The organism is Vibrio sp. YT-15 (genome assembly GCF_033337445.1).
Lineage (GTDB): Bacteria > Pseudomonadota > Gammaproteobacteria > Enterobacterales > Vibrionaceae > Vibrio > Vibrio alginolyticus.
Genome location: NZ_JAWOQR010000003.1, coordinates 347,009 through 372,005, shown reverse-complemented (window position 1 = coordinate 372,005; position 24,997 = coordinate 347,009). Strand labels below are relative to the sequence as shown.

Sequence of the window (24,997 nt, the reverse complement as noted above, 5' to 3'; positions counted from 1 at the left end):
AAATCACTATTTCCCTCGAAAATCCGATGCCTTTTCGCGCCAGGCACTCAAATCAAGCATTGAGGCGTTTAATTTTCAAACAATTACAAAGTGTTAGGGCTGTGAACTTTACCACAGCCCTGATTAAGATCATTATGATTTGATCAAATTTTTGTAGCTATAAAGCAGATTATGCATCAACACTGCGAAAAACTTAGCCGCGCTGTGCGAGCAAACGCTCAAACTCATCGACTTTTTCACGCACTAGCTCAACACTCTGCTGCCAAAACGTTGGCTGGGTTAAATCCATCGACAGGTGCTTTTCGACGACATCTTCCGCCATCATGCAGCCTGTATCGCGCAGCAAATTGATGTAATCGGTGTAAAACGCTTCGCCTTTGGTTTCTCGCTGTGCATAGATACCCTTGCTAAACAAGAAACCAAATAGGTATGGGTAGTTATAAAAGCTCACGCTATCAATAGAAAAGTGCAGCTTGCTTGCCCAGAAGTACGGATCCGGTTCGCTCATTACGTCGCCATACCATTCTTTCCAAGTTTCTGACATCAACTCACAGAATTCATCTGCGGTTAACTCTCCATCCTGGCGGCGTTCATAGAACGATTTTTCAAACTCGTAGCGAACCGGAATGTTGATCATTAAAGCTAGCGCAGATGACAACTCTTCCCACAACATTTCGAGCTTTTCATCAACGCTCTCCGCTTTCGAAATCAAATGATCACGAACGATGTTTTCTGCAAAGATAGAGGCGGTTTCTGCTAACGTCATTGGGTAGTAAGTTTGGCAAAGTGGCAAATCACGAATAACCCAGTTATGGAACGCATGGCCAAGTTCATGTGCCAGAGTCATAAGGTCTGAACGGCTGCCACTCCAAGTCATAAACACAAGTGGTGTTCGCGTTGCTGGCAGTTTGGTGCAGTATGCGCCAAGACGCTTGTTAGCATTTGGCGCGGCATCAATCCAACCATTTTGTACCATCAAACGGACAAACTCCGACATCTCAGGGTTTACTGTTTCAAATGCTTCACAAATAACATCAATCGCTTCATCAAAATCGTAAACCTTCGCTTCACCGCTCAAAGCAGGCATAGCCGCCAGATGATTCCAAGGTTTCATCTCATCCAGACCATGTACTTGCGCCATCAATAAACCTGCTTTCTGACCAATAGCTCGACTGTCTTTGGCTACGGTCATCATCGCATTTAAAGTTTCAGCTTGGATTCGGCTACCATGCAAACTCGGCTCTAGGAAGTGAACTTCACGCTTCGTAGAACGCTTTTTGTTTTCAGTTAAGCGCCATCCTGCTAACGCATTCAAAATCGCAGCGAATGATTCTTGATGCGTTTGCATTGCATCTTGTACGCCTCGCCACGCGGCTTCTTGACGCTTGAATTCAGAACCATAAAGAATGCTTGCCGCTTGAGAAAACCCAAGCTCTTCACTCTTACCATCTACATACTTAAGCTTCACTTTCAATGAGCCAGTCAGGTTATCGTATAGGTTACCCCAAGCCGATTTGCCATCCACACTCATCGCAGCCAGTAACTGTTCTTCTGCGTTGCTAAGACGAGTATCCGCCAACTTTCTAGAATTCAAGATAGAAAAAGCTTGCCCACTGATATCAGGATTCTCATGGTCTAACACGCGCAAGATAAACTCTTCGTCGGCATGAGTTAATGTCAAATCAAAGGGACTGAACGCTTGGGAAAGCTCCGAAAAGATGCGGGTCATTTTACCAAGTAACGATTTCGCTTCGGCGTTTGTTGCATCAACAGAAGCATAACAACTCGCAAAATTTGCAACTGTACCCGCTAAACGACTCGCGGCTTCATTGGTTAAAATCGCATTTTGCATGATCTCTACGTTGCCACAATCTGCTGATTGTTTATTCAAAAGATCAATACATTGTTCCACAAGAGCAATATCGTCTTGAATTCGTGGGTCAGAAAGGTCGTTATAAACGATGGACAAATCCCAACTCGGCGTTGTCATTTCTATATTTCCTTTTTATGTAACTGAGTCAATTTTCGCTTCCTGCACCTAGCAGATGGGCTTCCACTGACATCTTCCGTGACTATGCCCGTAAGCAATATCGTTCTGGGCATTTTAATATTTATAAATTAACGAGTTAAAAGAGGTACGCCAATCGAACGCACCGAGGCGTAAATTTGCTCATCTATGGTAATTGTTACATGCGTGACAGAAGCGTTTCCTATCGACAACGTCGAATACCACTTTGGGTTACGCCAATCTAACTCCAATACATGAGCAAGAATCATACGAATGACGCCACCATGCGTGACGATAAGTAGATTGTCATTGATATCGTTGATGATTTGAGACCAAACGCGACATATGCGCTCAGAAAATGTGCTTAAGCTCTCAGCATTCGGCAACGTATGTTGTGCTGGCGATTGCCAAAAAGCATCTAGCTTTTTCCACTGCTCAGTGAGCATATCAAAAGGCATACCATCAAAATCACCAAATGCCATCTCTTGTAAAGACTCATCCGTCATTACTGGTAATAATTGCTGTTCAGCAATGATGTTTGCCAGTTCTTGACAGCGTGAAAGCGGAGAAGAAATTATTCCACCCACACCTCGTCCACTCTCAGCCCAAGCCCGAGCAATACTCTCTTGATCAGCAGGCGTAACTTTTACATCTGTTTGGCCATGGAGTCCTGGTGGAGCGTCTACTTTTCCATGACGCACAAGATAGATATTGAGTGTTTTCATTTTGTTCCATCCTACTCTTTAAGAACCAACGGCAAACCAGCAGCAACAAAGGTAACGCGATGGCAAACACTGGCTAGTTTTTGATTCATCCGTCCTGCATTATCCACAAAATAACGACTAACCGCCCCCAAAGGTACAATGCCCATTCCAACCTCGTTAGAGACGAATATTAACGTCGCATCTGAGCCACGCACCACCTGTATAAGCTTTTCAATTTCTGCTTCTAGCTTCTCATTGGAACATTCATCACCTAACTCAAATATCCAATTGTTGAGCCACAAGGTTAAACAATCGACCAATACAACATCGGTGGTAGCGAAATTTGTCAGTAACTCAGATAAATGAAGGGGGCATTCATGCTCTTGCCACTCGCCCCCGCGTTGCTTTTGATGATGCGCTATTCGCTCTCGCATTTCTTGGTCAAATGGCAGCGCGGTTGCAACATAGTGTAATGATCGATGAGAAGCGACCGATAATTGCTTAGCTGTTTTTTCTGCCAAATGCGACTTCCCAGAGCGCGCGCCACCGAGTATCAATTGCTTCATGAGGAGTGATACAACCCAATCATAGTGAGATAAATAAGCAGTTCCGACAACTGTTGCGCTGCGCCAAGGCAATCCCCCGTAAAGCCGCCAATTCTCTTGGTTAACCAACGTTTGAACATCAAACGAAATACCACGAGAACAAGCGATATCAAGATCGCATCCGCGATACCAAGCACAAGCAATGTTATGCCACCAGTAAACAACAAAATGGAGACTTCTAGAGAAGACTGGCGACTTGCTAGCGGTTTACTTTTCGACGTATCACTGTCACTGACATAAGGCATGTCATAAATAAGCGTCGCTGCTAGTGCTCGGCTTGCGGTGTAAGCGACGACAATGACCAACCAAAAGTGCGGCAAGTTAGCCAGTTCACTCCAAAAAACATACTTAGCCAATAACGCCATAATGAGAGTGGCGGCACCATAAGTGCCAATACGACTGTCTTTCATAATAGAGAGGCGTCGCTCTACGGTCATGCCACCGCCAATGCCATCCGCCATATCGGTCAAGCCGTCTTCGTGAAAAGCCCCAGTTAACAATAAGCTAAACACCATCGTTAATACTATGGCAACCGACTCTGGGAAAAAAATTGAGGTGAGCGAGAATACCAAAGCGCAAAGTGCTCCAAGCACGAGACCAACTAACGCAAAGTAACGGCCTGCCTGATTCATGCGTTCTTCACTGTAATGCAACGCTTGGGGCACGGGTAAGCGGCTAAAAAAACTGGTAGCTAATAGAAATAACTCCCACTGGTATCTTAACGATGACGGCATGACTTTCTCAGAATTATCAGGGACTGACACTAAACTGTAACTCCTGCACTCTCGAAGCTCGCCATTTTGTTGTAAAACTGGGCAGCAGCTTTTAACAGAGGCAAGGCAAGAGCGGCTCCTGTTCCCTCCCCTAGCCGTAAACCAAGGTCGAGCAGAGGTTCTGCTTTTAGATGTTCCAATACAAATTTATGTCCATTTTCTTCAGAGCGATGGGCAAACAACATGTATTCACGCGTTTCTTCGTCTAACAACGTCGCAATATAAGCCGCTACCGATACGATAAACCCATCCACTAAAACTGGAGTTTTAAGCCGCTTGGCTTCTAAAAAAGCGCCCACTATCTGTACGATTTCAAAGCCCCCAACCTGTGCGAGAATCGCTTTGGTATCAAGACCTCGACATCGGTTTACCCCCTGTGCTACCAGTTTATATTTGCGGCTCAACTGCTGTTGATTGATTCCGGTGCCAACGCCAACACAATAATCAATATCTAATGAGCTCAGTGCCGATAACAGTGCTGAGGCCGAACTGGTATTACCGATGCCCATCTCACCGAACATCAAGAGGTTTGAACCATGCAAAATGGTTTGCTCAGCAATCTTCGCACCATATTCTAAACCTAACGCCACTTGTTCTGGGGACATCGCGGATTGTTTAGAAAAATTAGCCGTACCGTTACCCAACCGTTGTTCAACCAAGTTGGGATGGGATTTAAATTCTGGAACAAGCACATCAATAGGAGCCAACATGCCGCAATCTATTACTTTGAGTTGAATGCCATTGATGTCGCAAAAACAGTTGATGGCTGCGCCGCCAGCGAGAAAGTTAGCCACCATTTGCTGAGTGACTTCGCTTGGCGCAATGCTCACCCCCTCCTCTGCAACGCCGTGATCTCCAGCAAATACCAGCATGCTTGGTTTGCAGATAGCGATGGAATCAACTGGCTGAGGTTTATTCTGACTTTGAATAAGAGCTAACTGCAGTGCCACCTTTTCCAATAAGCCTAAAGAACCGACGGGTTTGGTTTTGTTATCTATGCGTGCTTGTATCTCCGCAGCAAAAGAGTCATCCATTTTTTACGTTCCTTTGATGTTGTCTGGGTGAGAGGTGTTCTGTTGTTCAAGAGGTCTTGTTCAGCGACAGTTTTTGCGCGCCCACTATTGTATACACTTGCATCCAATTGGGGCAGCGCTAATCAAGTTTATCTCAGGATAGTCTGCCGAGTTCGCAGAGCGTCTCACCTTTCTTGCACGAGATTATAAGTAACTCGTTGAAATCCGCTACAATAGCTTAGACTATGTTCCCATATAGGAGAAAAGATATGGATAACAACACCTGCGCAATCATCGCCGGTGCAACTGGCTTAGTAGGCTCAAAAGTCATTGCAAACCTCATAAATCAATCAGGTGTTGGAACATTATATTATCTTTCTCGCCGCCCACTCGATGGCGTCCTAGATGTGGACAACAAGCTTATTCCTCTCATTGATGCAGACCTTTCTATCCACCAATGGGATGAGAACCAACCAACACCAACCATCGGCTTTATCTGTTTAGGCACGACCCTTAAGCAAGCAGGCAGTAAGGATAATTTGCGTAGAGTAGATGTTGATCTGGTGTGCAAAGTCGCCCAACAAATGAAAACAATCGGAGTCAAACGCCTTGCGGTTGTTTCTAGCCTCGGTGCAAATAGTAAATCGCCATCCCATTACTTAGCTTGTAAAGGACAAATGGAACAACGAATCGAAGCTATGGATTTTGAGGAAATCGTATTTGTTCGCCCAGGCCCGCTTGTTGGTCAACGTCAAAACCCAAGAATGGACGAGAAGTTAGTACAAACTCTGTTTAAGGTAATTCGCCCACTTATGCTTGGCAAACTGTCCAACTTTTTACCTATTCGAGCAGAAGATGTCGCCAAAGCGATGATTTATCAACTTTTCAGTTATCAAGAAGACTCGGTGGTTTACTTACAAAGGAAAGAAATGCGTGACTTACTGCATCACTACGAATAACCATTTTGTACAATTAACGTGCTAATTCATGCTCTCACGCGACTTAGATCTCGTTTTTATATTCATTTTAGATCTAGCTAATACCCGTTTGTCATTTTTAAAGTTATATCACGAGCGTTATCTTACGCTCCATAAATAAATCCGTATAAAACCCCGTATAAAAAACAACCGCCACTTCGGCTGGTTGATAAGGTCAAATTATGAATTTTGCAGTGATAGCCTCTCTAGCCGTCTTTGTTGGAATATTGTTCTTTCTATTTAATCAGCAACAAAAGAAACACACTCTTTCACGTCTCGTTTTGATCGGTCTTGTTACCGGTTCTCTTTTTGGTCTTGCTTTGCAACTCATTCACGGTGAAGGCAACAGCGCAATTGCTCAAACACTTGAATGGGTAGGCATTGTAGGCAGTGGCTACGTTGGTCTACTGAAAATGGTCATCATGCCACTAGTATTGGTATCGATGATCTCTGCAGTTGTTAAATTGGAGAAAGGTGGATCTTTAGGTAAAATTTCTGGCCTGACCATCTCTGTTCTTTTAGTAACGACTGCAATTGCTGCACTTATCGGTATCTTGGTGACAACGACATTTGGCCTTTCAGCAGAAGGGTTAACTGAAGGTGCGCGTGAAACCGCTCGTATCGCCGTTTTAGAAAGCCGTGCCGGTACAGTAAGTGACCTAACTATTCCTCAAATGCTGGTTAGTTTCATTCCAACCAACCCATTTGCTGATCTAACAGGTGCTCGCTCGACATCGATTATCGCTGTAGTGATTTTCGGCGTGTTAACCGGTATCGCCGCTCGTAAAGTGATGATGGAAAAAGCAGAGTTGGAATCACCGATTCGTACTTTCGTAGAAGCTGCTCAATCTATCGTTATGCGATTAGTGAAGATGATCATGGCCCTAACGCCATACGGCATCGCAGCACTAATGGCGAAAGTGGTAGCGACATCAAGCGCAGGCGACATCCTAAACCTACTTGGCTTTATTGTGGCGTCTTATGTTGCTATCGCACTGATGTTTGTTGTTCATGGCGTATTGGTCTCTTTTGTTGGCGTTAGCCCTGCGGAATACTTTAAGAAAATCTGGCCTGTACTGACCTTCGCGTTTACATCTCGTAGCTCAGCAGCAACAATTCCACTAAACGTAGAAGCGCAAATCACCAAGCTTAACGTACCACCAGCGATTGCAAACCTATCAGCATCGTTTGGTGCCACTATCGGCCAAAACGGCTGTGCGGGTATCTATCCTGCAATGCTTGCAGTGATGGTAGCTCCGACAATGGGCATCAACCCACTTGATCTACACTTTATCCTGTCATTGATTGCGATTATCACCATCAGCTCATTTGGTATTGCAGGTGTCGGCGGCGGTGCGACGTTTGCAGCCTTGATTGTTCTTCCTGCAATGGGCTTACCTGTGACCATCGCGGCACTACTTATCTCTATTGAACCACTGATTGACATGGCACGTACCGCACTAAACGTTTCAGGTTCAATGACTGCGGGTACAATTGCTAGCCGAGTGCTTAAGTCACCAGAAAGTGAAGCAACATTGGAAGAAACACGAGCATAGAACTCAAATTCCTTCCAAAGCGATAAAACGTAAAATATCAAGCCGATGGTTCGCCATCGGCTTTTTTCATTTTCAAAAATTCAACTTGCATCTTTCGTTGCTAGTCAAGGCGTTGAATGGTCTAATACTGTCATCGGTTTTGTAAACGGTAAGCAGAATGCACCAAGATAATCAGCCCACTTTTTTCTTCTTTGATTATGAGACATGGGGAACCAACCCCGCGAAAGATCGCCCAAGCCAGTTTGCTGGTGTTCGTACAGATGAAAACTTTAATATCATCGGCGAGCCTTTAGTCATGTACTGTCAACCACCGGCTGATTATCTTCCGTCTCCTGAAGCTGCACTTATTACTGGTATTACTCCGCAAAAAACGGTTCAAGAAGGCCTTTCTGAGCCAGAGTTTATCGCTAAGATTCACGCTGAACTCGCGAGACCAAATACCACCAGTTTAGGCTACAACAGCATTCGCTTTGATGACGAAGTGACCCGTTATACTTGTTATCGCAACTTTATCGATCCATACGCATGGAGTTGGCAAAACGGTAACTCACGTTGGGATTTACTCGATGTACTACGCGCGTGCCATGCCCTTCGCCCAGAAGGCGTAGAATGGCCAGAAAACGAAGATGGCTTCACTAGCTTTAAATTAGAACATTTGTCCGTGGCTAACGGCATAGAACATAGTAACGCGCACGATGCCATGGCAGATGTGGTTGCGACTATCGAAATGGCAAAGAAAGTAAAAGCAGCGCAACCAAAATTGTTTGATTACTTTTTTTCTATGCGCCAAAAGCGCAAGCTCAATGATTTAGTCGACATCGTCAACATGACACCGTTGATGCACGTTTCAGGCATGCTAGGGCGCGAATGCCAGTACACTAGCTGGATTGTGCCTGTTGCTTGGCATCCAACCAATAATAACGCCGTTATCACCATCGATTTAGCGAAAGACCCTCAACCTATTCTTGAGCTATCCGCAGAAGAGCTGCACGAAAGACTCTACACGAAGCGCGAAGATCTTGGTGAATTGCTACCAGTGCCAGTTAAACTAGTTCATTTGAACAAATGCCCTATTCTCGCCCCTGCAAAAACGTTAACGGCTGAAAATGCAGAGTCTATTGGCATTGATCGCCAACAATGTCTCGCCAATCTCGCTTTGTTGCGCCAACATCCTGAAATTAGAGAAAAGCTGATTAGCCTCTTTTCAGTCGAGCGCAAATTCGATAAAAGTGATGACGTCGATACACAACTTTACGACGGGTTCTTTTCTCCAGCCGATCGCGCAGCTATGGATATCATTCGCGAAACCGATCCGAATAATCTTGCTGCATTAGACATTGAATTTGATGACAAGCGCATTAAACCTCTATTGTTCCGCTATCGTGCGCGTAACTTCCCAGGCACATTAGACGAGCAAGAACAAAGACGCTGGGCACTACACTGTCGAGAAGTGTTTGAAAGCCAAATTGAAGAGTACATGCTGAATTTAGAAAACTTAGTTCACGAACATGAAAGTGACGAAAAGAAGATTGCGATATTAAAATCCGTGTACCGTTATGTAGAGAGCTTAGCTTCCTAACTCCTCCTAATACAAGCGCACCTTATGGTGTGCTTGTTGTTTATATACTGTCAAAATGATTAAAGAACGATTCTTACAACTGATCCAACTGCTCATTTCAATCTTCCTCATCATGGGAGCACTTGGCATCGGAATTACCATTCAAAAGTTCACTGGCGTTTCCGTTCCAGGAAGTGTCATCGGTATGCTCGTACTGTTTTTCTCCATGACTCTTGGGCTTGTAAAAGTCGACTGGGTCAAACCGGGCGCCACGCTATTTATACGCTATATGATCTTATTGTTCGTTCCTATCAGCGTCGGATTAATGCAGCATTTCGATCTACTACTCGCCAATGCGCTCCCTATCATCGCTAGCGCGGTTGGCGGTTCACTCATTGTATTGGTCAGCCTCGCTTGGCTGCTGGATTACTTGCTACAGGAGAAACACTGATATGTGGTTAGTTGTTACCATTGCGGTTTTTCTTATCGCTCGCCAAATCGCAATCAAAGTGAACAATCCTCTAGCAAACCCTTTGCTGATCAGTATCGCAGTGCTCATTCCTTTGCTTACTTACTTAAATGTGCCATTTGAAAAGTATTATGCGGATAACGAAGGAATTAGCTTTTTGCTTCAACCTGCTGTAGTTGCTCTGGCTTATCCACTATATGAACAACTACCACAAATTAAAGCAAACTGGCGAATCATCACTTTCGCTTGCACAGTAGGCAGTGTGATGTCGATGATGACAACCACCTTGATCGCAGTCGCTTTCAAAGCGGATATCAGTTTAATCGCGAGTCTAGTGGGTAAATCCGTCACGACACCAATAGCGATGGAAATATCGAGTCACCTTGGTGGTGAAGCCGCCGTTGCAGCGATCTTGGTTCTGATTGTCGGTTTATTGGGCGCAATTTTGGCATACCCAATTTACAATTTGATTGGAATTAAACACCCGATTGCACGTGGTCTGACAATGGGTACAGTCTCTCATGCCTTAGGCACCGCTACTTGTGCAGAGAAACAGCCCATAGATGCCGCGTTCTCATCACTCGCATTGGTTTTATGTGGGATCATAACTTCTATTTTGGCTCCAAGTTTTTTTGCTTTGGCGGTCTGGCTATATCAATAGTTAAGCGCTCTCGGTCTGCCCTCCTTCCGGCAGGCCGTAGCCTTTCCATTTCTTACTTATCCCTTTCAAAATCCTATCTTATCTAGCAACCTCACCCAGTAATACCGTGAAGGGACTTGATCGAGATATACATTCATAGCATTAGCATTCTAGGTGCTACCACTCGCTCTAGATTACGTGGGTATAAAGTAGCATAGCGGTAAAAGTCGCGTTAGTAACATACTCCTGCTCCTTGGTCATATGAATATATACTGATATGGTTAATTGTGAGACGGAGATAACGCTTCACACCTGTGCAATCGAATACATGTGTGAGCTCACTCTAATTATGTAACAGAATTATCAATTGCATTATTTATCGTGATCTGACGCACGGAACATTTCTATCTTTCACATAGAATAACTGTCCATGCAATAACAAGGATTCAACATGAAAAGTCGCATTGAACAGGCGCTAGCAGGCGCTCCAGAAGCACTTTCCAAACAACTTGCTCCTATCATCCAAGCTGATGATTTTGATGCTACGCTTTCAGTTCAACAATTTGAGCAGTTGCTTTCAGCTACCGGTCTATCAGACAAAGAGCTTCGTGTTGCGCTACTTCCTTTTGCCGCAGCGTACTCCTATGCTCCCCTTTCTGACTTTTATGTCGGCGCTATCGTTCGTGGTCTTTCAGGTCGCCTTTACTTCGGTGCCAACATGGAATTCTTTGGTGTACAGTTGGGTCAAACGGTTCACGCAGAGCAGTCTGCGATTAGCCATGCTTGGATGAAAGGCGAACGTGGTGTTAAGGATATCACTATCAACTTCAGCCCATGTGGTCACTGCCGCCAGTTCATGAATGAGTTATCTACCGCAAACGAGCTTAAAATCCAGCTCCCAGAACGTGAAGAAAAGTCACTTCATGAATACCTGCCTGAAGCCTTTGGGCCAAACGATCTCGGTATCGAGTCCGGCTTAATGGCAGAAGTTAAACACCAATTCTCATGTGATGATGAAGACGCACTCATCCAAAGTGCAGTTGAAGCGATGAACATGAGCCACTCTCCATACACCAACAACTTGAGTGGTTTAGCATTAGAGATGACTAGCGGCCGTGTATTCCAAGGTGCTTATGCAGAAAATGCAGCGTTTAATCCTAGCTTGCCACCGCTACAAGTTGCGCTAATCCAAGTTTTACTTGCGGGTGAAACCTTTGACAGCATCAAAGCCGCTGCATTGGTAGAAAACTCTGAAGGTAAGATCAGTCACTTAGCCGATACGCAATCAACGTTGGAAGCGTTGAATCCAGATATTCCGCTTAGTTTTGTCAACGTATAAACGACAAATTCAACAAAAAGCTCTACAACATGTAGAGCTTTTTTATTACCTAAAAACCAAAAGCAAACGTTTGCTTTGTCATAAAACTTCAGTATGATCTCCTGCAATTTCTGTCTCATCACTCTATTTTGTAAGGGAACACTATGTTTGGCACTGCAACTAGCGCAAATGCTACCCGTGTATTACTTTTAGGCTCTGGCGAACTCGGTAAAGAAGTCGCCATTGAATGCCAGAGACTTGGTTTAGAAGTGATTGCTTGTGATCGCTATGCCAATGCTCCAGCGATGCAAGTCGCTCACCGTAGTTATGTTATCGACATGTTAGATGGGAACGCCTTAGAAGAAGTTATTACGAAGGAACAACCTACTTACGTCGTACCAGAAATTGAAGCCATCGCAACCGGCAAACTGGTAGAGCTTGAAGAGAAAGGACTGAATGTTGTTCCAACCGCTAAGGCAACCAGGCTAACAATGAATCGTGAAGGTATCCGACGTTTGGCAGCAGAAGAACTGGAATTGACGACTTCACCTTATCGTTTTGCAGATAACTTTGAAGACTTCAAAGCCGCGGTTGAGCATGTGGGTATTCCGTGCGTGGTGAAGCCTGTGATGAGCTCTTCAGGTAAAGGGCAAAGTGTTATCAAGACCGAAGACGACGTTACAAAAGCATGGGATTACGCTCAGGAAGGCGGGCGTACGGGTGCAGGTCGCGTTATCGTGGAAGGTTTTATCGACTTCGATTACGAAATCACTTTATTGACCATCAGAGCCGTTGACGGTGTGCATTTCTGTGCTCCAATTGGTCATCGTCAGGAAGATGGCGACTACCGCGAATCATGGCAACCGCAAACTATGTCAGAAAACGCAGTAAAAGCAGCTGAATACACGGCTGAGAAAGTGGTAAACGCGCTCGGTGGCTACGGCATCTTTGGTGTAGAGCTATTTGTTAAAGGCGATAAAGTCATTTTCAATGAGGTCTCTCCTCGCCCTCACGATACGGGTATGGTTACAATGATTTCACAGGAAATGTCTGAGTTTGCTCTCCACGTGCGCGCGTTTACCGGAATGCCAATTAATAATATTGTGCAATATGGCCCATCTGCGTCTGCTGTTATTCTTGGACAAGGGACTTCCACAAACATTCGCTTTGAAAACCTAAGCAAAGCTTTAGCTCAACCTCAAACACAAGTTCGTCTATTCGGTAAGCCAGAAATCGATGGTCGCCGCCGTTTAGGTGTTGTCCTTACGCGACGAAAAACCACCGAAGAAGCCGTTCAAGATGCTGTTGAAAGTGCTTCAAAAGTGAATATCATTTATTAAATACGAACCACTCATACAAAAACAGCGCAGCTCAAATTGCTGCGCTATTTCGTGTTCCAAACCGAAGAGAGCCTATTCACTCTCGATTAAGTACACTTCTTCAGAGAAGCGACTTAAGCCTTTTTTCGCAATTTTAGGATGATTCTCGTCAGCTTCATCTACGTTCAAACAAGTAACTTTGTAACCTGAAAATAACTGCTCAATCTCTTCGACCGGCACGCTAAATGGAGGCCCCGCCATCTCTTCTTGAGGATAGTTGAGTGTAACAAGCAAAATACGACCGCCTGGGTTCAAAAGTTGCTTGAGACGCTCTACATACTCCTCTCGCATATCTTGCGGTAAAGCAACCAACGCGGCGCGATCATAAATGATATCGGCTTGAGATACTGGTGCAGTGAAAAAGTCCCCAGTATAAATAGAGAGCTCATCAAATTGATAAAGCTCGTGCATGCCATTAAGAGGCGTTACCGTTGGCGTGTAAAAATGTTCAGCAAAAAAGGCACGCACAGCAATATGGCTTAGCTCAACGCCTTCAACCGAATCATGCTTCATCGCTAGCCAAATCAAGTCTTCTGACTTTCCACATAAAGGAACTAACACTTTATCTTCACGCTTTGGATTAGTATGTTTCCAATATACTGGTAATAGCGGGTTTACATCTTCCAAGTGAAATCCGATCTGATTGCTGGCCCATTTGTTATGCCAAAATTCTTGGTCTCTCATTTTACTTTCTACTTGTCGGCTGTTTTCATTTTGAGAGGTAAGACTAACGTTTTTTTTCAATTTGTCTATGCCGTTCATCTTTGGTTAATACTGCGGTGATAGGATGTAATCGGTCTCATAGGAGACGCGCCTTTATCTGATAATCAGAATAAAGAAAAGAGAAATGGTGATCTAACGCACGATTCTACTTCAAGATAAAACTGAAACCTTGGAATCTTTCGTAATGGCCCCATTTATAAGTTAGTACCTGATTTGCCGAACTTAGCGACCTTTATGTTCCCTATTTTCTAAGTACAAGCAAGTTAAGGAGAGTGAATGAGCTTATTTCTTCGTACTACAGCATTGATGCTTTTAGTACTTAGCCGTGCACCGGCATTTGCCGCACTTCCAATTACCCCTGCGCCTAATGGCGAACAAAATCGTTCAACCAGCCAAAACGAAGTTTGTTCGAAACTTTTTAAACACAGCCTTAGCGGTTTATATGGCATTCAGTCAATCGACACCACACCAACTCAGCCATATTCTGACTTCGACATTCTTTACAGCAAAGCTCACCAAGCGCAATTTGAACTTGAAACTATCTGTAAAAGTACCGCACTTCTTAATGACGCTCAGCCATACTTCGCAGGCGTGAAATCCAAACAACGAGCAGAAGAAAAGATAGCTTTAGAGTTAGATGGGAAAGTTGAACGTATTACTGACCTAGCACGTGCAACGATTGTAGCTGAAGACGTCGCGAGTTTAGTCTCCATTTATGAAACGTTAGAGCGTGAAACAACGATTGTGAAAGTAAAAAATCGATTCAAAAAACCTGGCCCTTCAGGATATAGAGACTTGAACTTGCTCGTTCGTTTACCAAAAACAAACCTAGTAGCCGAAGTTCAACTGCACTTGAAAGCAATCGCAGATGTAAAAAGCGGTCCCGAACACGACCTATACGAAAAAATCCAGAAACTAGAACGTCAAGCGATGTTGGAAAAACGTGAGCTAAGCGAAATAGAGCTTGCCTCTATTCGCAACATGCGTACACAGTCTAAGAACTTGTACCAACAAGCATGGCAACCATACTTAACAACGCATCTAGAAGCGGCGTAACCGATATCATTAAGCGTCTCTCATAAACAGAAAAACCACCGCATTGCGGTGGTTTTCATTTGTATGCACACGAATTTTACGCAAAAAAAGACCACGCCTTAGCGTGATCCATTTATTCGGCTTACTGTACTTTCTTCAGGTTTTCTACACGAGCTTTTAACTTCTGACCCGGGCGAAAAGTCACTACACGTCGAGCAGTAATTGGAATATCTTCACCAGTTTTCGGGTTACGACCAGGTCGTTCATTCTTGTCACGAAGATCAAAGTTACCAAAACCTGACAGTTTTACCTGTTCGCCACTTTCCAGTGCCTTACGAATCTCTTCAAAGAACACTTCCACCGTTTCCTTGGCGTCCCGCTTACTAAATCCTAATTTATCAAACAGGTTTTCTGCCAGTTCGGCTTTTGTGAGCGCCATAAAACTTTCCTCAAAGCTATGTTAAACAATGCTACGTTAGTGTAGCGCCAGAGCAGTTTTACCCTACCAATTCAACAACATATCGGGGTTACATCAGGAAGTGTATGACAAGCTTATGATTTTCGCCAACTTTTTTCTTGGCGAACAAAAGGAATAGCACTACGTAAATTATTGTTAAACGCCAGAAATTTGATATTTTTGTTTTTGTTTCATCTTTATCAGGAAAAACATCCAGATTATAAAACTAAAAGTAGTTTAAATATCAACATTAAACACTATTTAATAAAAATATCAGATATTGGTTATTTAACAGACACTTGACATAGAACTTGTCGTAAATTCAGTGATTTGTATGTAACTCGATACGTAACAATTAGATTAAAAGGTATGACCACCTGTACTTTGCAACTGTGCTTTGAAAGCTTGATTAAACCCACGCTTCTCGCTGTTTAACGATGACGCCATATATAAAGATTGATAATGTGGAAGTTCGTGTATTTCCTCATTAGCTTCTTACACTGCTTCTAGGCGACCATGATTAATCAAATCATAAATATTCTTTTCCCTGTTTTTGCTCTTGTCGGAGTTGGCTATTTGGTCGGTCGTTACATCAAGCCTGACTTTCGCCCAATAAACCGCATTAATATTGAGGTGTTTACGCCAGCACTGGTATTTTCGTCACTCGTTAGCATGCCGCTCGATTCAAATCAGGGGCCGCTTCTTTTGGCGGCAATTGTTGCGGTTTTAATTCCCGCACTACTCATGATCCCGGTATGTCGATGGACGTCACTCTCGTTTAAAACCTGGACGCCACCACATATGTTTCGGAATAGCGGAAATCTAGCTATTCCTTTGTTTACCTATACGTTTGGAGAAATTGCGCTGTCGTCAGCAGTGCTTTTATTTGTCGTGTCAGCATGCTTGCATATCAGCTTAGGCGTAATGCTGCTTAGTCATGGCAACCCTTTTAAGCAAATAGTCAAGATGCCAATCTTTTTAGCAGCGTCGTTGGCTCTGTTTCTCAACGTGTCAAATGTGGGTGCATGGGCGCCTTTATACGAAGCCACTGCTCTACTTGGGCAAGCGGCCGTACCCGTGATGCTTTTATCTCTGGGGGCACAAATGTGTCATTTACGGTTGGACGGTTTAAAGATTGGTGTGTTGTGTACCGTGCAGTCACTGGCAACTGGTGCTGTCGCTTTTGCACTTATTTATTGGTTAATTCCCCTTCCAACGATGCAATTGCAAATGATGGTGCTCTTCACAATGCTGCCGCCAGCCGTCATGAATTACCTATTTGCGGAAAGACTGAATATAGAACCCATGAAGGTGGCGTCAATGGTACTATTTGGCAACTTTTTCAGCATTCTTACGCTGCCTCTTCTGCTTAGCTATACCCTCTCACTCGCTGCCTAACCGCCAATAAGCTATCGTTAGCGTGTATTAGCTTAAAAACAATACGTTCCTAATCTCGGGTAAGGGCCATCCCTAGTTTGGTCTAGTATTTTAAAATAATGAGGGGTGGAGCGAGCAGTAAGGAACTTGAACAACGATAAGGTAATCCTAAAAATAAAAAAACCCTGCCAAACTGGCAGGGTTTTCATTTCTTAAGAAGATACGTTACGCGAGATTAGTCACGTAGAGACGCACCAAACTTCTCAGAAACGTGAGCAACGATAGCGTCAACCGCACCAGCGATATCTGCATCTTCAAGCGTACGCTCAAGTGACTGTAGAGTCAGAGCGATTGCTAGGCTCTTCTTACCTTCTTCAACGCCTTTACCTACGTAAACGTCGAACAGTTTTGCATCTTTAAGGAACTCGCCACCTTGCTCTAGACAAGCGTTAACAATGTCACCAGATGCAACAGCTTCATCCACTACTACCGCGATATCACGACGGTTTGAAGGGAATTTAGAAAGTGCTACCGCTTCTGGGATCACTTTGCTGTTAATTGCAGACCATTCGATTTCGAATACGATAGTACGACCATTTAGACCGAACTTACGCTCAAGCTCAGGGTGAACGGTACCGATCACGCCCACTTCTTTGCCATCTACGATGATTGCCGCAGATTGACCTGGGTGAAGTGCTGGGTTAGCTTTTTTGCTTTCAGGTGACAGTGCAGCGAAAGAGTACGCTTTTTCGTTTGCAGATAGCTCTAGAATCGCTTCTAGATCGCCTTTAAGATCGAAGAAATCAACGGTGTTAGTTTCAATATCCCAGTGCTCTTCACCGCGAGTACCAGCAATAACACCTGCAAGCATCGGCTCTTGGCGCATGCCGTTTTCTGCAGTTTCACATGGGATGAAACGTAGGCCGTATTCGAATAGACGAACGCGTGGCTGTTGACGCTTCTGGTTGTGAACAACCGTGTTCAGCAGACCTTGGATAAGACCAAGACGCATTGCTGACATGTCTGCAGAAATTGGGTTTGGAAGCACTAGAGGCTCAACACCAGGTACAACTAGCTTTTGTTGCTCAGGCTCAACGAAGCTGTATGTAATTGCTTCGTGGTAACCACGGTCAACAAGAAGATCACGAACGCGTTTCAGTGGAAGATCCGCTTCAACGTGGTTGTGCATCTTAAGTGCTGCTGCTGGGTGTTGGTTAGGAATGTTGTCATAACCGTAGATACGGCCAACTTCTTCAATCAGGTCTTGCTCGATAGCGATATCGAAACGCCATGTTGGCGCTACTGCCATCCAACCTTCTTCTGAAGCTTCAACCGTCAAACCTAGACGCTCTAGGATTTCTACTACGTCGCTATCTGCAATGTGGTGACCTAGCAGGTTGTCTAGCTTAGTACGACGTAGAGCAACTTTGTTTGGCTTAGGTAGGTCTGCTTCAGACTCTACTGCAACAACAGGTGCTACTTCACCGCCACAGATCTCAACAAGAAGCTGAGTTGCACGCTCCATTGCGCTCACTTGTAGTGCGTAATCCACACCACGCTCGAAACGCATTGAAGAATCAGTGTGCAGACCGTAGCTACGAGCGCGACCACGGATGTGATCAGGTGCAAAGAATGCACACTCTAGTAGAACGTCTTTAGTCTCAGTTGTTACACCAGACTCTTCACCACCAAAGATACCTGCGATTGCAAGTGCTTTGTTGTGGTCAGCAACTACTAGTGTATCTGCGTTTAGTTCTGCTTCGTTGCCGTCAAGAAGCGTTAGCTTCTCACCTTGCTCTGCCATACGAACTACGATGCCACCTTCGATCTTCGCTAGATCGAATGCGTGCATTGGTTGGCCTTGCTCTAGAAGAACGTAGTTAGTGATGTCTACTACAGGGTCGATAGAGCGAATACCACAACGACGCAGTTTCTCTTGCATCCATAGTGGCGTTTCAGCTTGAACATTTACGTTCTTAATAACACGACCTAGGTAACGAGGACACGCAGCTGGCGCTTTCACTTCGATAGACACTTTATCGTCGATTGAAGGGGCAACTGCTTCTACTGATGGCTCAGTCACGTCAGCACGGTTTAGTACGCCAACTTCACGAGCTAGACCACGAATGCTGAAACAGTCAGCGCGGTTTGCTGTTAGATCTACGTCTACTGTTACGTCGTCTAGACCTAGGAATTCACGGAAATCAGTACCGATTACTGCGTCTTCTGCTAGTTCCATGATGCCGTCTGACTCAACGTCGATACCTAGTTCAGTGAACGAACAAAGCATGCCGTGAGATGGCTGGCCACGTAGTTTCGCTTTTTTGATTTTAAAATCACCAGGAAGAACAGCACCAACTGTTGCTACTGCTACTTTCAGACCTTGGCGACAGTTAGGTGCGCCACAAACAATGTCTAGAAGCTCTTCTTCACCCACGTCAACTTTAGTTACGCGCAGTTTGTCTGCATCTGGGTGTTGACCACATTCAACAACGTGACCGACTTTAACGCCAGTAAAAGAACCTGCAACAGGAAGAACGTCGTCTACCTCTAGACCGGCCATTGTAATTTGGTGAGTTAGCTCGTCAGTAGTAACCGCAGGGTTTACCCACTCACGAAGCCATGATTCGCTGAATTTCATGTTGATGAACCCTCTGGATTACTTGAACTGTTTTAGGAAACGAAGATCGTTCTCGAAGAACGCACGTAGGTCGTTCACGCCGTAACGAAGCATTGTTAGACGCTCAACACCCATACCGAATGCGAAACCAGAGTATTTTTCAGGATCGATACCTACGCTACGTAGCACGTTCGGGTGAACCATACCGCAGCCTAGTACTTCTAACCATTTACCGTTTTTGCCTTTCACGTCTACTTCAGCTGAAGGCTCAGTGAATGGGAAGTAAGATGGACGGAAACGTACTTCTACTTCTTCTTCGAAGAAGTTACATAGGAAATCGTGCAGGATGCCTTTCAGCTGAGCAAAGTTTACGTTCTCATCAACCAGCATGCCTTCCACTTGGTGGAACATTGGCGTGTGCGTTTGGTCGTAGTCGTTACGGTATACACGGCCTGGTGCGATGAAACGGAATGGTGGTTTACCATTTTCCATCGTACGGATCTGTACGCCTGACGTATGAGTACGAAGCATCAAGTCTGGGTTGAAGAAGAAAGTATCGTGGTCAGTACGCGCTGGGTGATCAGCTGCGATGTTTAGCGCATCGAAGTTGTGGAATGCATCTTCGATCTCTGGGCCAGCCTCGGTGTTAAAACCAAGTTCGCCAAAGAACTTCTCAATACGCTCTACAGTACGAGTTACTGGGTGTAAACCACCGTTTTCAATACGACGACCTGGTAGTGTTACGTCGATTGTTTCTGCTGCTAGTTTCGCTTCAAGCTCAGCACGTTGTAGTGCATCTTTACGAGCTGCGATAGCTTGCTGAACGACGCCTTTCGCTTTGTTGATCTCTTGACCAGCTTCACGGCGTTCTTCTGGTGGTAGTTTGCCTAGGCTTTGAAGTTGAGCAGTTAGCTCACCTTTTTTACCCAGATACTGAACACGCACTTCATCAAGTGCGACTAGCGATTCGGCAGCTTCAATTGCAGTGCTCGCGCTAGCAATGATCTCTTCTAGATGTTGCATCGTTTCCTCATCTACCTGTAGGTAGTGTCCATAAGGGAGTGATTGGTTTTTTGATAGCTGTACATAGTAGCCAAACCGGGCACCAATGCCAAATTGAATTACGAAAAGAAGAGGTTATTGAATAAAAAGAGCACAAAAACGTCAAAAATGTCATCTTTAGTTAATCTGCCGTTTAGTTGTGCCCTTTTGTTTTAGAAATAGTATTGAATAGATAGCTCGATAAAATCGTCATCTCTAGCGAAGTAGAGCAAATCATTTGGTGTTTCATTTTTAAACAACCAAGCATCAATTTGCCACTTAACGTGATTCGATATTCGGCTCGATGCTTCTAACTTAGCATTGTAAACATCATCGTTATCTAAATCCTTCGTAATTCCCGTCAATACTTCCGTTCCGTCCTCATCATTGAGCGCCCAACGAATACCTGCAAACACATCATTTTGACCGATAGTTTGTGCGTTGTTCCCACGACTGTCATAGAGGTACTCACCAATAACCCCCACATCCCAAACCGTGTCAAATGCACCGACGAAGGTATACTCAAAGCCCGTCACAAGACCGACATGATTATCAGCACTATCTCGATAAATACTTTCCAGTTTCCATAACCAATCGCCAACGATTCCTTGCACATCCAGACCGACATGACTCATCAGAGCGTAGTAAGGCTTTAATTCTCCGTACTCAAAACGAAAGTAAGGATCCCGGTTTGTTCCATATAAATAGCTTAGGCCTACGTCCCAATCGCCAAGCATTTTCGAATATCGAAAAGCCACATCTACGTGCTTCTCTTCTCTGCTTGATTCATAGATAGCATCATCAGAGACAACGGGTTCGGTTCGCAAGCGGCCATCTGTACCCGCAAACGTTCGTTCCCTAAAGTAAGGTAACAACATTGCGTGGACGGTGCCCCAGTCTTTGAAAGAGGTAAAATGTAACATCGGCTGACCGAGTTTATCTTCACCATCGACAGCTTCAATGGCATCTGTTTGGTTTACTACATCAACTAAATGGGCTGATTCAGTCACTCCCCAAAAGACCTTACTAATCCCAACTCGAAGCTCATAATCATCCCAATAAGTCAGATAAAGTGCCTCTCGTATGTCACCATGACTTCGCTCATCGTCTAGACCATCCAGACGATAGAAAGGTGTGAAAGTAAAGTTTGCATCACCATTTTGCATCTCCCAGTAAAATTCTGGCTGCAAAACCAATGACGTTTGCGCTTTGCTCTGACCCTGAGAGCCCGTTTTAAAAAACTGACGATGCTCAATATTGACTTGTCCTGCGAGCTCGACGGCAGTCAGAGGCATCGAGTAAAAAAAGGCTGCTGCACTAAGCAACAACCCAGCATTTAATCGCTTCATTTTTCCTCCACTACCTCACTCGCTTCAACACATTCTTATGAAAGTCATTGTCTTGTAATCCAGTGTTAAAACGCATTTCGCTAGTCGTTAGCTCAGTACTTTTTCCTGTTTGATGGTTTGTCATCGCCATAGTGTGCGCTCGCCAATATTGGTTGAGATATTGCTTGTAATCGGAAAAAGAAAGCGTTTTTAACAAAGAGCCTTTGCGGTCGTAAAACTCAACTTTAAGTGGACGATAATGCGCTTTATCTAACCATACCGTTTGCTTGGTATAACCTGAGTTCTTATCGGTCGGAATTTGCTCTACGACGAAAACATCTTGCCCGTTTATGCTGTCATCTTTTAGGTAGTTGAAACGGTATTTTTCAATCTCAAAGGAACTGAGATCCTCATACGCGAATTCACTGCCCATAAAAGGACCTGATTTGTTACGCGAGGAAATACGTTTCACACGTTTCAGTGCAGGAAGGTAAAGCCATTGGTCATCGGCACCCACCGTATGAGAATGGTTAAGAAACGCCGTGCCTTTTACATCTCTCGGTTCATCAAATATCGTGAGCCCTTTGTCACCATCACCATCAACTTCGAGTGATTGTAAGCGCATTAAACGTGTGCTGCTTTCTCCTTGCGCGTTTCGCAGAATCATTTGCATCGTAGCAACAGAATCCCCCCACCCTTTATCACGGGCTTTGCGCTCTTGAGCAATCTCTAATCCTTTCGCTTCATCCGCTAACACCGCATGACTCATAAAAAGCGAGACAGAAAGTGCAGATACTTTTAAGGCATTTTTTAGTAAATTCATGTTCAATCCTTTGATTCGTTATGACTGAGTAACAGCCGTGGTTTGAGAGTCAGTTGATTTAAGCTTGTTTCGGCGGTCCACCTCGTCGTAGACGCCTTTGTCAAACAACATCAGTAGAGTCGGTAGAAAGATGAAATCCACAACAAGGGCAATAAAGATGACAATGGCACTCAACTGTCCCATATCGGCATTTAAACGGAAGCTCGACATCGCCAGAACAGAGAAACCAGCAACAAGCACGACCGTCGTAATCCAGAGAGCGCGCCCCACGGTACGAAAGGCGTAGCGAACCGCTTGCTCCGCACTGTGGCCATCTTTACGAGCGTGTTGATATTTAGAAAGAAAGTGAACGGCGTCATCGACAACAACACCAAGCGTTAATGTCACAACGACAGACAATCCCAAGTTAATCTCGCCAGAAACCAGCGCCCAAATACCAAAACCAATAAGCGCAGGAGCAATATTCGGGACAAGACTAATTAAGCCAAGCTTGAACGAACGCAAGGCAAAGATCAGTAATGCAGAGATTAAGACAAGAGTAATGGGCAAGGTTGACAGCATGCTGGCCATATTCGTTTCACCAATATGCGCAAACATCAATGAAGGACTAGACGCAACAACATCATATTGAGGCGCGTTTTCGTTAAACCATTGGTAAATGCGATTTTCCAAATCAACAAGCTCGACGCTGCCCAAGTTCTCCACGGTGAGAACCATCTTGATCGACGACTTATCTACATTGATTTGGTTGTTCAAATCTAAACCATACGGTAGTGACATTTCATAAAGCAGCAGATATTGAGCCGCTAATTCTCTGTCTTGAGGGAGCGAGTAATAAGCCTGATCATCTCCATGCATGTTCTTGTTTAGGCGCTTATAAACATCGCTCAAGGTCGCAACATGGTCCGTTTCTGGCTGCAACCTTAGCCAGTCAGTAAATTTACCCACGGAATTGAGAAAATTAGGATCGGCAATGCCCTGCGATTCGTTAGTTTTTATCGCGATACTGATGTTCGCCATGCCACTGATTCGCTCTTCCATAAAATCAGCCGCTCGGCGAAATTCATTGCTATGGCCAAAGTACTCGACGGATTCATCATTGACTTTGTTCAGCGGAATCAAGCTCGCACTCGCGACAATAACAAGCACCGACAACGGCAATAACGCATGTCGCTTTGACACCACGAAATCTCCTAAATGATCCATAAAGTGCTTTCTTTCATCAGAAGTATCCGACTTCACCGTAACCGGAAGGATATTAAGCAAGGCGGGAAGTAACGTGATGGAAAGGAAACAAGCAACCATGACGCCAAGGGCTGATAGGTTGCCGAAATCTCTCAGGATTGGAGAATCCGACATATTCATCATTAAAAAGCCGATCGCGGTGGTAATGGAGGTAATCAAGATAGGCATGAAATTGAGCGCAATACTTCGCTCAATAGAGTGGGCTTTACTAAAGCCGTTTTGCATAGACTGACGCATTGTCGCGATGATGTGTACACAGTCTGCGACGGCAAGCGTCATCACCAAGGTAGGCACATTAACGGTCGCCGTGCTTAAGAACATACCAGCCCATCCTGACAAGCCCATTGTAACCATAACCGAGCCGATAATAACGATGAGCGTCGCGATGACGCTAAGCAATGAGCGCAACATGATGGTCAGAAACACCAATATCACTAGTAACATAGTAGGCACTAATGTTGCGCTATCATCTTGGGCTGCGGTCATAAACGCGTAGTTCATTGCAATAATACCAGCCTTGTGGAATTCCGTGTCTGGGTACACTTGCTGATAACGTTCAATCATTCCGTTTATGTAAGCAACCACCTCTTGTACTTCAGCAGTTTTATCTATTTCAGGGAGTTGCACCGTAATGTTTACGACCGTGACATCTCCTTTTTCAGAAATCAGTGAACTTTTCAAAACCGGCTCACTCAACGCAATACTTTTGACTTTCTCTATTCGTTGAGGTGTCAATTCATATTCGCTATACAGTAAGTCTTCGACAAGAAGATCATCTTCAAACGCTTCGGTATGCTGGTAGTTGGCGAGGGAATCAACGCGGGTGGAGTATGGAACTTGCCACGCCTCGTCAGTGATCTGCTGAATAAGAGATAATGTGCTAGGAGTAAAAACAGTGCCGCTCTTTGGCGCTATAACCAAAGCAAGACTGTCAGATTTTGCAAAGGTGGTTTGAATTTCATCAAACGCAAGTAACTGCTCATTTGTTCCATCAAAGAAGATGTCGTAATCTCCTCTAAAGTAAAGATTTTTTCCTCCAATAGTTGCTATGACAATCAATAAAACGGTAGCAAGCATCACCAATACACTGTAATTCGTTGGTAGCTTACCCCACCCTGAACGGGCGTATTGTTGAACGTTGTGATGTGGCATCACACTCTCCTTTTGTGACGTTTCGTCAAATTTAAAAACTAAAAAAACAGCAAATGCTGTAAATAACCAGACAAACTCGACATGCAAACTTTAGATCGAATGAATTTGGCTACATAAGTCAGTTTTTAGTAACTTCCTATGCTTCTCGTGATCATTGGCTGAACGCCAACCCTCGAGATTTAATGACGATTCGTCA

At 44.5% G+C, this 24,997-nt stretch carries 21 protein-coding genes; 9 read left to right on the top strand and 12 right to left on the bottom strand.

Translation table 11 applies throughout. The features are described from left to right. Window positions 1-193: 193 nt before the first annotated feature. The 5 genes from R7D93_RS08650 to cobT all read right to left on the bottom strand — a co-directional run bounded on the left by R7D93_RS08650 (window position 194) and on the right by cobT (window position 5,124). The gene (locus R7D93_RS08650) at window positions 194-1,990 is read right to left on the bottom strand and encodes a M3 family oligoendopeptidase (protein WP_225495585.1); all 1,797 of its coding nucleotides are present in this window, start codon (window positions 1,988-1,990) and stop codon (window positions 194-196) included. 128 nt (window positions 1,991-2,118) lie between these two features. After that, on the bottom strand, window positions 2,119-2,733 hold the full coding sequence (cobC, locus tag R7D93_RS08645) for an alpha-ribazole phosphatase (protein ID WP_017820880.1): 615 nt from the start codon (window positions 2,731-2,733) through the stop codon (window positions 2,119-2,121). An 11-nt stretch (window positions 2,734-2,744) separates the two neighbouring features. After that, window positions 2,745-3,278, bottom strand: a complete 534-nt coding sequence (gene cobU / locus R7D93_RS08640) for a bifunctional adenosylcobinamide kinase/adenosylcobinamide-phosphate guanylyltransferase (RefSeq protein WP_053350418.1) — start codon at window positions 3,276-3,278, stop codon at window positions 2,745-2,747. Further along, entirely contained in the window at window positions 3,275-4,051 is a 777-nt protein-coding gene (locus R7D93_RS08635; RefSeq protein ID WP_031777196.1) for an adenosylcobinamide-GDP ribazoletransferase, read from the bottom strand. The genes cobU and R7D93_RS08635 overlap by 4 nt, the downstream gene beginning before the upstream one ends. 29 nt (window positions 4,052-4,080) lie before the next feature. Beyond that, entirely contained in the window at window positions 4,081-5,124 is a 1,044-nt protein-coding gene (gene cobT, locus R7D93_RS08630) for a nicotinate-nucleotide--dimethylbenzimidazole phosphoribosyltransferase (RefSeq protein ID WP_225495584.1), read from the bottom strand. A 248-nt stretch (window positions 5,125-5,372) separates the two neighbouring features. On the opposite strand from cobT, the gene R7D93_RS08625 reads away from it, so the two are divergent. The 7 genes from R7D93_RS08625 (at window position 5,373) to purT (ending at window position 12,961) form a co-directional block, all read left to right on the top strand. Beyond that, window positions 5,373-6,062 carry an NAD(P)H-binding protein gene (locus R7D93_RS08625; protein WP_053350419.1) on the top strand — a complete coding sequence of 230 codons (690 nt, stop codon included), beginning with the start codon at window positions 5,373-5,375 and terminating at the stop codon, window positions 6,060-6,062. A 200-nt stretch (window positions 6,063-6,262) separates the two neighbouring features. After that, window positions 6,263-7,636, top strand: a complete 1,374-nt coding sequence (locus R7D93_RS08620; protein ID WP_005377885.1) for an L-cystine transporter — start codon at window positions 6,263-6,265, stop codon at window positions 7,634-7,636. Window positions 7,637-7,793: 157 nt separating this feature from the next. Continuing rightward, a complete protein-coding gene (sbcB, locus tag R7D93_RS08615) occupies window positions 7,794-9,215 on the top strand; it encodes an exodeoxyribonuclease I (RefSeq protein ID WP_167415153.1) in 1,422 nt (473 codons plus the stop codon). Window positions 9,216-9,270: 55 nt separating this feature from the next. Continuing rightward, entirely contained in the window at window positions 9,271-9,645 is a 375-nt protein-coding gene (locus tag R7D93_RS08610) for a CidA/LrgA family protein (protein ID WP_005377887.1), read from the top strand. A gap of 1 nt (window position 9,646) precedes the next feature. Then, window positions 9,647-10,324 carry an LrgB family protein gene (locus R7D93_RS08605; protein WP_171344747.1) on the top strand — a complete coding sequence of 226 codons (678 nt, stop codon included), beginning with the start codon at window positions 9,647-9,649 and terminating at the stop codon, window positions 10,322-10,324. Between the two features lie 430 nt (window positions 10,325-10,754). Next, window positions 10,755-11,642: a cytidine deaminase gene (gene cdd / locus R7D93_RS08600; protein ID WP_005377892.1), complete on the top strand. Its 888-nt coding sequence runs from the start codon at window positions 10,755-10,757 to the stop codon at window positions 11,640-11,642. Window positions 11,643-11,785: 143 nt separating this feature from the next. After that, window positions 11,786-12,961, top strand: a complete 1,176-nt coding sequence (gene purT / locus R7D93_RS08595; RefSeq protein WP_017633939.1) for a formate-dependent phosphoribosylglycinamide formyltransferase — start codon at window positions 11,786-11,788, stop codon at window positions 12,959-12,961. A 72-nt stretch (window positions 12,962-13,033) separates the two neighbouring features. On the opposite strand, the gene R7D93_RS08590 is transcribed toward purT, so the two are convergent. Further along, a complete protein-coding gene (locus tag R7D93_RS08590; protein WP_021707633.1) occupies window positions 13,034-13,684 on the bottom strand; it encodes a thiopurine S-methyltransferase in 651 nt (216 codons plus the stop codon). Window positions 13,685-13,999: 315 nt separating this feature from the next. Here R7D93_RS08590 and R7D93_RS08585 point away from each other — a divergent pair, with 315 nt between their 5' ends. Continuing rightward, a complete protein-coding gene (locus R7D93_RS08585) occupies window positions 14,000-14,779 on the top strand; it encodes a phosphoribosylglycinamide formyltransferase (protein ID WP_005377897.1) in 780 nt (259 codons plus the stop codon). 121 nt (window positions 14,780-14,900) lie between these two features. On the opposite strand, the gene ihfA is transcribed toward R7D93_RS08585, so the two are convergent. After that, window positions 14,901-15,197: an integration host factor subunit alpha gene (gene ihfA / locus R7D93_RS08580; protein WP_005377899.1), complete on the bottom strand. Its 297-nt coding sequence runs from the start codon at window positions 15,195-15,197 to the stop codon at window positions 14,901-14,903. 534 nt (window positions 15,198-15,731) lie between these two features. On the opposite strand from ihfA, the gene R7D93_RS08575 reads away from it, so the two are divergent. After that, window positions 15,732-16,613: an AEC family transporter gene (locus R7D93_RS08575; RefSeq protein WP_213876529.1), complete on the top strand. Its 882-nt coding sequence runs from the start codon at window positions 15,732-15,734 to the stop codon at window positions 16,611-16,613. A 214-nt stretch (window positions 16,614-16,827) separates the two neighbouring features. On the opposite strand, the gene pheT is transcribed toward R7D93_RS08575, so the two are convergent. The 5 genes from pheT to R7D93_RS08550 all read right to left on the bottom strand — a co-directional run bounded on the left by pheT (window position 16,828) and on the right by R7D93_RS08550 (window position 24,801). Next, a complete protein-coding gene (gene pheT, locus R7D93_RS08570; protein ID WP_213876531.1) occupies window positions 16,828-19,233 on the bottom strand; it encodes a phenylalanine--tRNA ligase subunit beta in 2,406 nt (801 codons plus the stop codon). An 18-nt stretch (window positions 19,234-19,251) separates the two neighbouring features. Further along, the gene (gene pheS, locus R7D93_RS08565) at window positions 19,252-20,235 is read right to left on the bottom strand and encodes a phenylalanine--tRNA ligase subunit alpha (RefSeq protein WP_005385470.1); all 984 of its coding nucleotides are present in this window, start codon (window positions 20,233-20,235) and stop codon (window positions 19,252-19,254) included. 191 nt (window positions 20,236-20,426) lie between these two features. Further along, window positions 20,427-21,602 (bottom strand): hypothetical protein, encoded by a 1,176-nt coding sequence (locus R7D93_RS08560; protein ID WP_213876533.1) that lies wholly within the window; start codon window positions 21,600-21,602, stop codon window positions 20,427-20,429. A gap of 10 nt (window positions 21,603-21,612) precedes the next feature. Next, window positions 21,613-22,404 (bottom strand): outer membrane lipoprotein-sorting protein, encoded by a 792-nt coding sequence (locus R7D93_RS08555; RefSeq protein WP_225495581.1) that lies wholly within the window; start codon window positions 22,402-22,404, stop codon window positions 21,613-21,615. An 18-nt stretch (window positions 22,405-22,422) separates the two neighbouring features. After that, window positions 22,423-24,801 (bottom strand): efflux RND transporter permease subunit, encoded by a 2,379-nt coding sequence (locus tag R7D93_RS08550; RefSeq protein WP_005385477.1) that lies wholly within the window; start codon window positions 24,799-24,801, stop codon window positions 22,423-22,425. Between the last annotated feature and the right edge of the window lie 196 nt (window positions 24,802-24,997).

Bases quoted from the DNA above. Each gene is read 5' to 3' on its own strand.
- R7D93_RS08650 (WP_225495585.1), bottom strand. From the start codon at position 1,990: ATGACAACGCCGAGTTGGGATTTGTCCATCGTTTATAACGACCTTTCT.
- cobC (WP_017820880.1), bottom strand. From the start codon at position 2,733: ATGAAAACACTCAATATCTATCTTGTGCGTCATGGAAAAGTAGACGCT.
- cobU (WP_053350418.1), bottom strand. From the start codon at position 3,278: ATGAAGCAATTGATACTCGGTGGCGCGCGCTCTGGGAAGTCGCATTTG.
- R7D93_RS08635 (WP_031777196.1), bottom strand. From the start codon at position 4,051: ATGCCGTCATCGTTAAGATACCAGTGGGAGTTATTTCTATTAGCTACC.
- cobT (WP_225495584.1), bottom strand. From the start codon at position 5,124: ATGGATGACTCTTTTGCTGCGGAGATACAAGCACGCATAGATAACAAA.
- R7D93_RS08625 (WP_053350419.1), top strand. From the start codon at position 5,373: ATGGATAACAACACCTGCGCAATCATCGCCGGTGCAACTGGCTTAGTA.
- R7D93_RS08620 (WP_005377885.1), top strand. From the start codon at position 6,263: ATGAATTTTGCAGTGATAGCCTCTCTAGCCGTCTTTGTTGGAATATTG.
- sbcB (WP_167415153.1), top strand. From the start codon at position 7,794: ATGCACCAAGATAATCAGCCCACTTTTTTCTTCTTTGATTATGAGACA.
- R7D93_RS08610 (WP_005377887.1), top strand. From the start codon at position 9,271: ATGATTAAAGAACGATTCTTACAACTGATCCAACTGCTCATTTCAATC.
- R7D93_RS08605 (WP_171344747.1), top strand. From the start codon at position 9,647: ATGTGGTTAGTTGTTACCATTGCGGTTTTTCTTATCGCTCGCCAAATC.
- cdd (WP_005377892.1), top strand. From the start codon at position 10,755: ATGAAAAGTCGCATTGAACAGGCGCTAGCAGGCGCTCCAGAAGCACTT.
- purT (WP_017633939.1), top strand. From the start codon at position 11,786: ATGTTTGGCACTGCAACTAGCGCAAATGCTACCCGTGTATTACTTTTA.
- R7D93_RS08590 (WP_021707633.1), bottom strand. From the start codon at position 13,684: ATGAGAGACCAAGAATTTTGGCATAACAAATGGGCCAGCAATCAGATC.
- R7D93_RS08585 (WP_005377897.1), top strand. From the start codon at position 14,000: ATGAGCTTATTTCTTCGTACTACAGCATTGATGCTTTTAGTACTTAGC.
- ihfA (WP_005377899.1), bottom strand. From the start codon at position 15,197: ATGGCGCTCACAAAAGCCGAACTGGCAGAAAACCTGTTTGATAAATTA.
- R7D93_RS08575 (WP_213876529.1), top strand. From the start codon at position 15,732: ATGATTAATCAAATCATAAATATTCTTTTCCCTGTTTTTGCTCTTGTC.
- pheT (WP_213876531.1), bottom strand. From the start codon at position 19,233: ATGAAATTCAGCGAATCATGGCTTCGTGAGTGGGTAAACCCTGCGGTT.
- pheS (WP_005385470.1), bottom strand. From the start codon at position 20,235: ATGCAACATCTAGAAGAGATCATTGCTAGCGCGAGCACTGCAATTGAA.
- R7D93_RS08560 (WP_213876533.1), bottom strand. From the start codon at position 21,602: ATGAAGCGATTAAATGCTGGGTTGTTGCTTAGTGCAGCAGCCTTTTTT.
- R7D93_RS08555 (WP_225495581.1), bottom strand. From the start codon at position 22,404: ATGAATTTACTAAAAAATGCCTTAAAAGTATCTGCACTTTCTGTCTCG.
- R7D93_RS08550 (WP_005385477.1), bottom strand. From the start codon at position 24,801: ATGCCACATCACAACGTTCAACAATACGCCCGTTCAGGGTGGGGTAAG.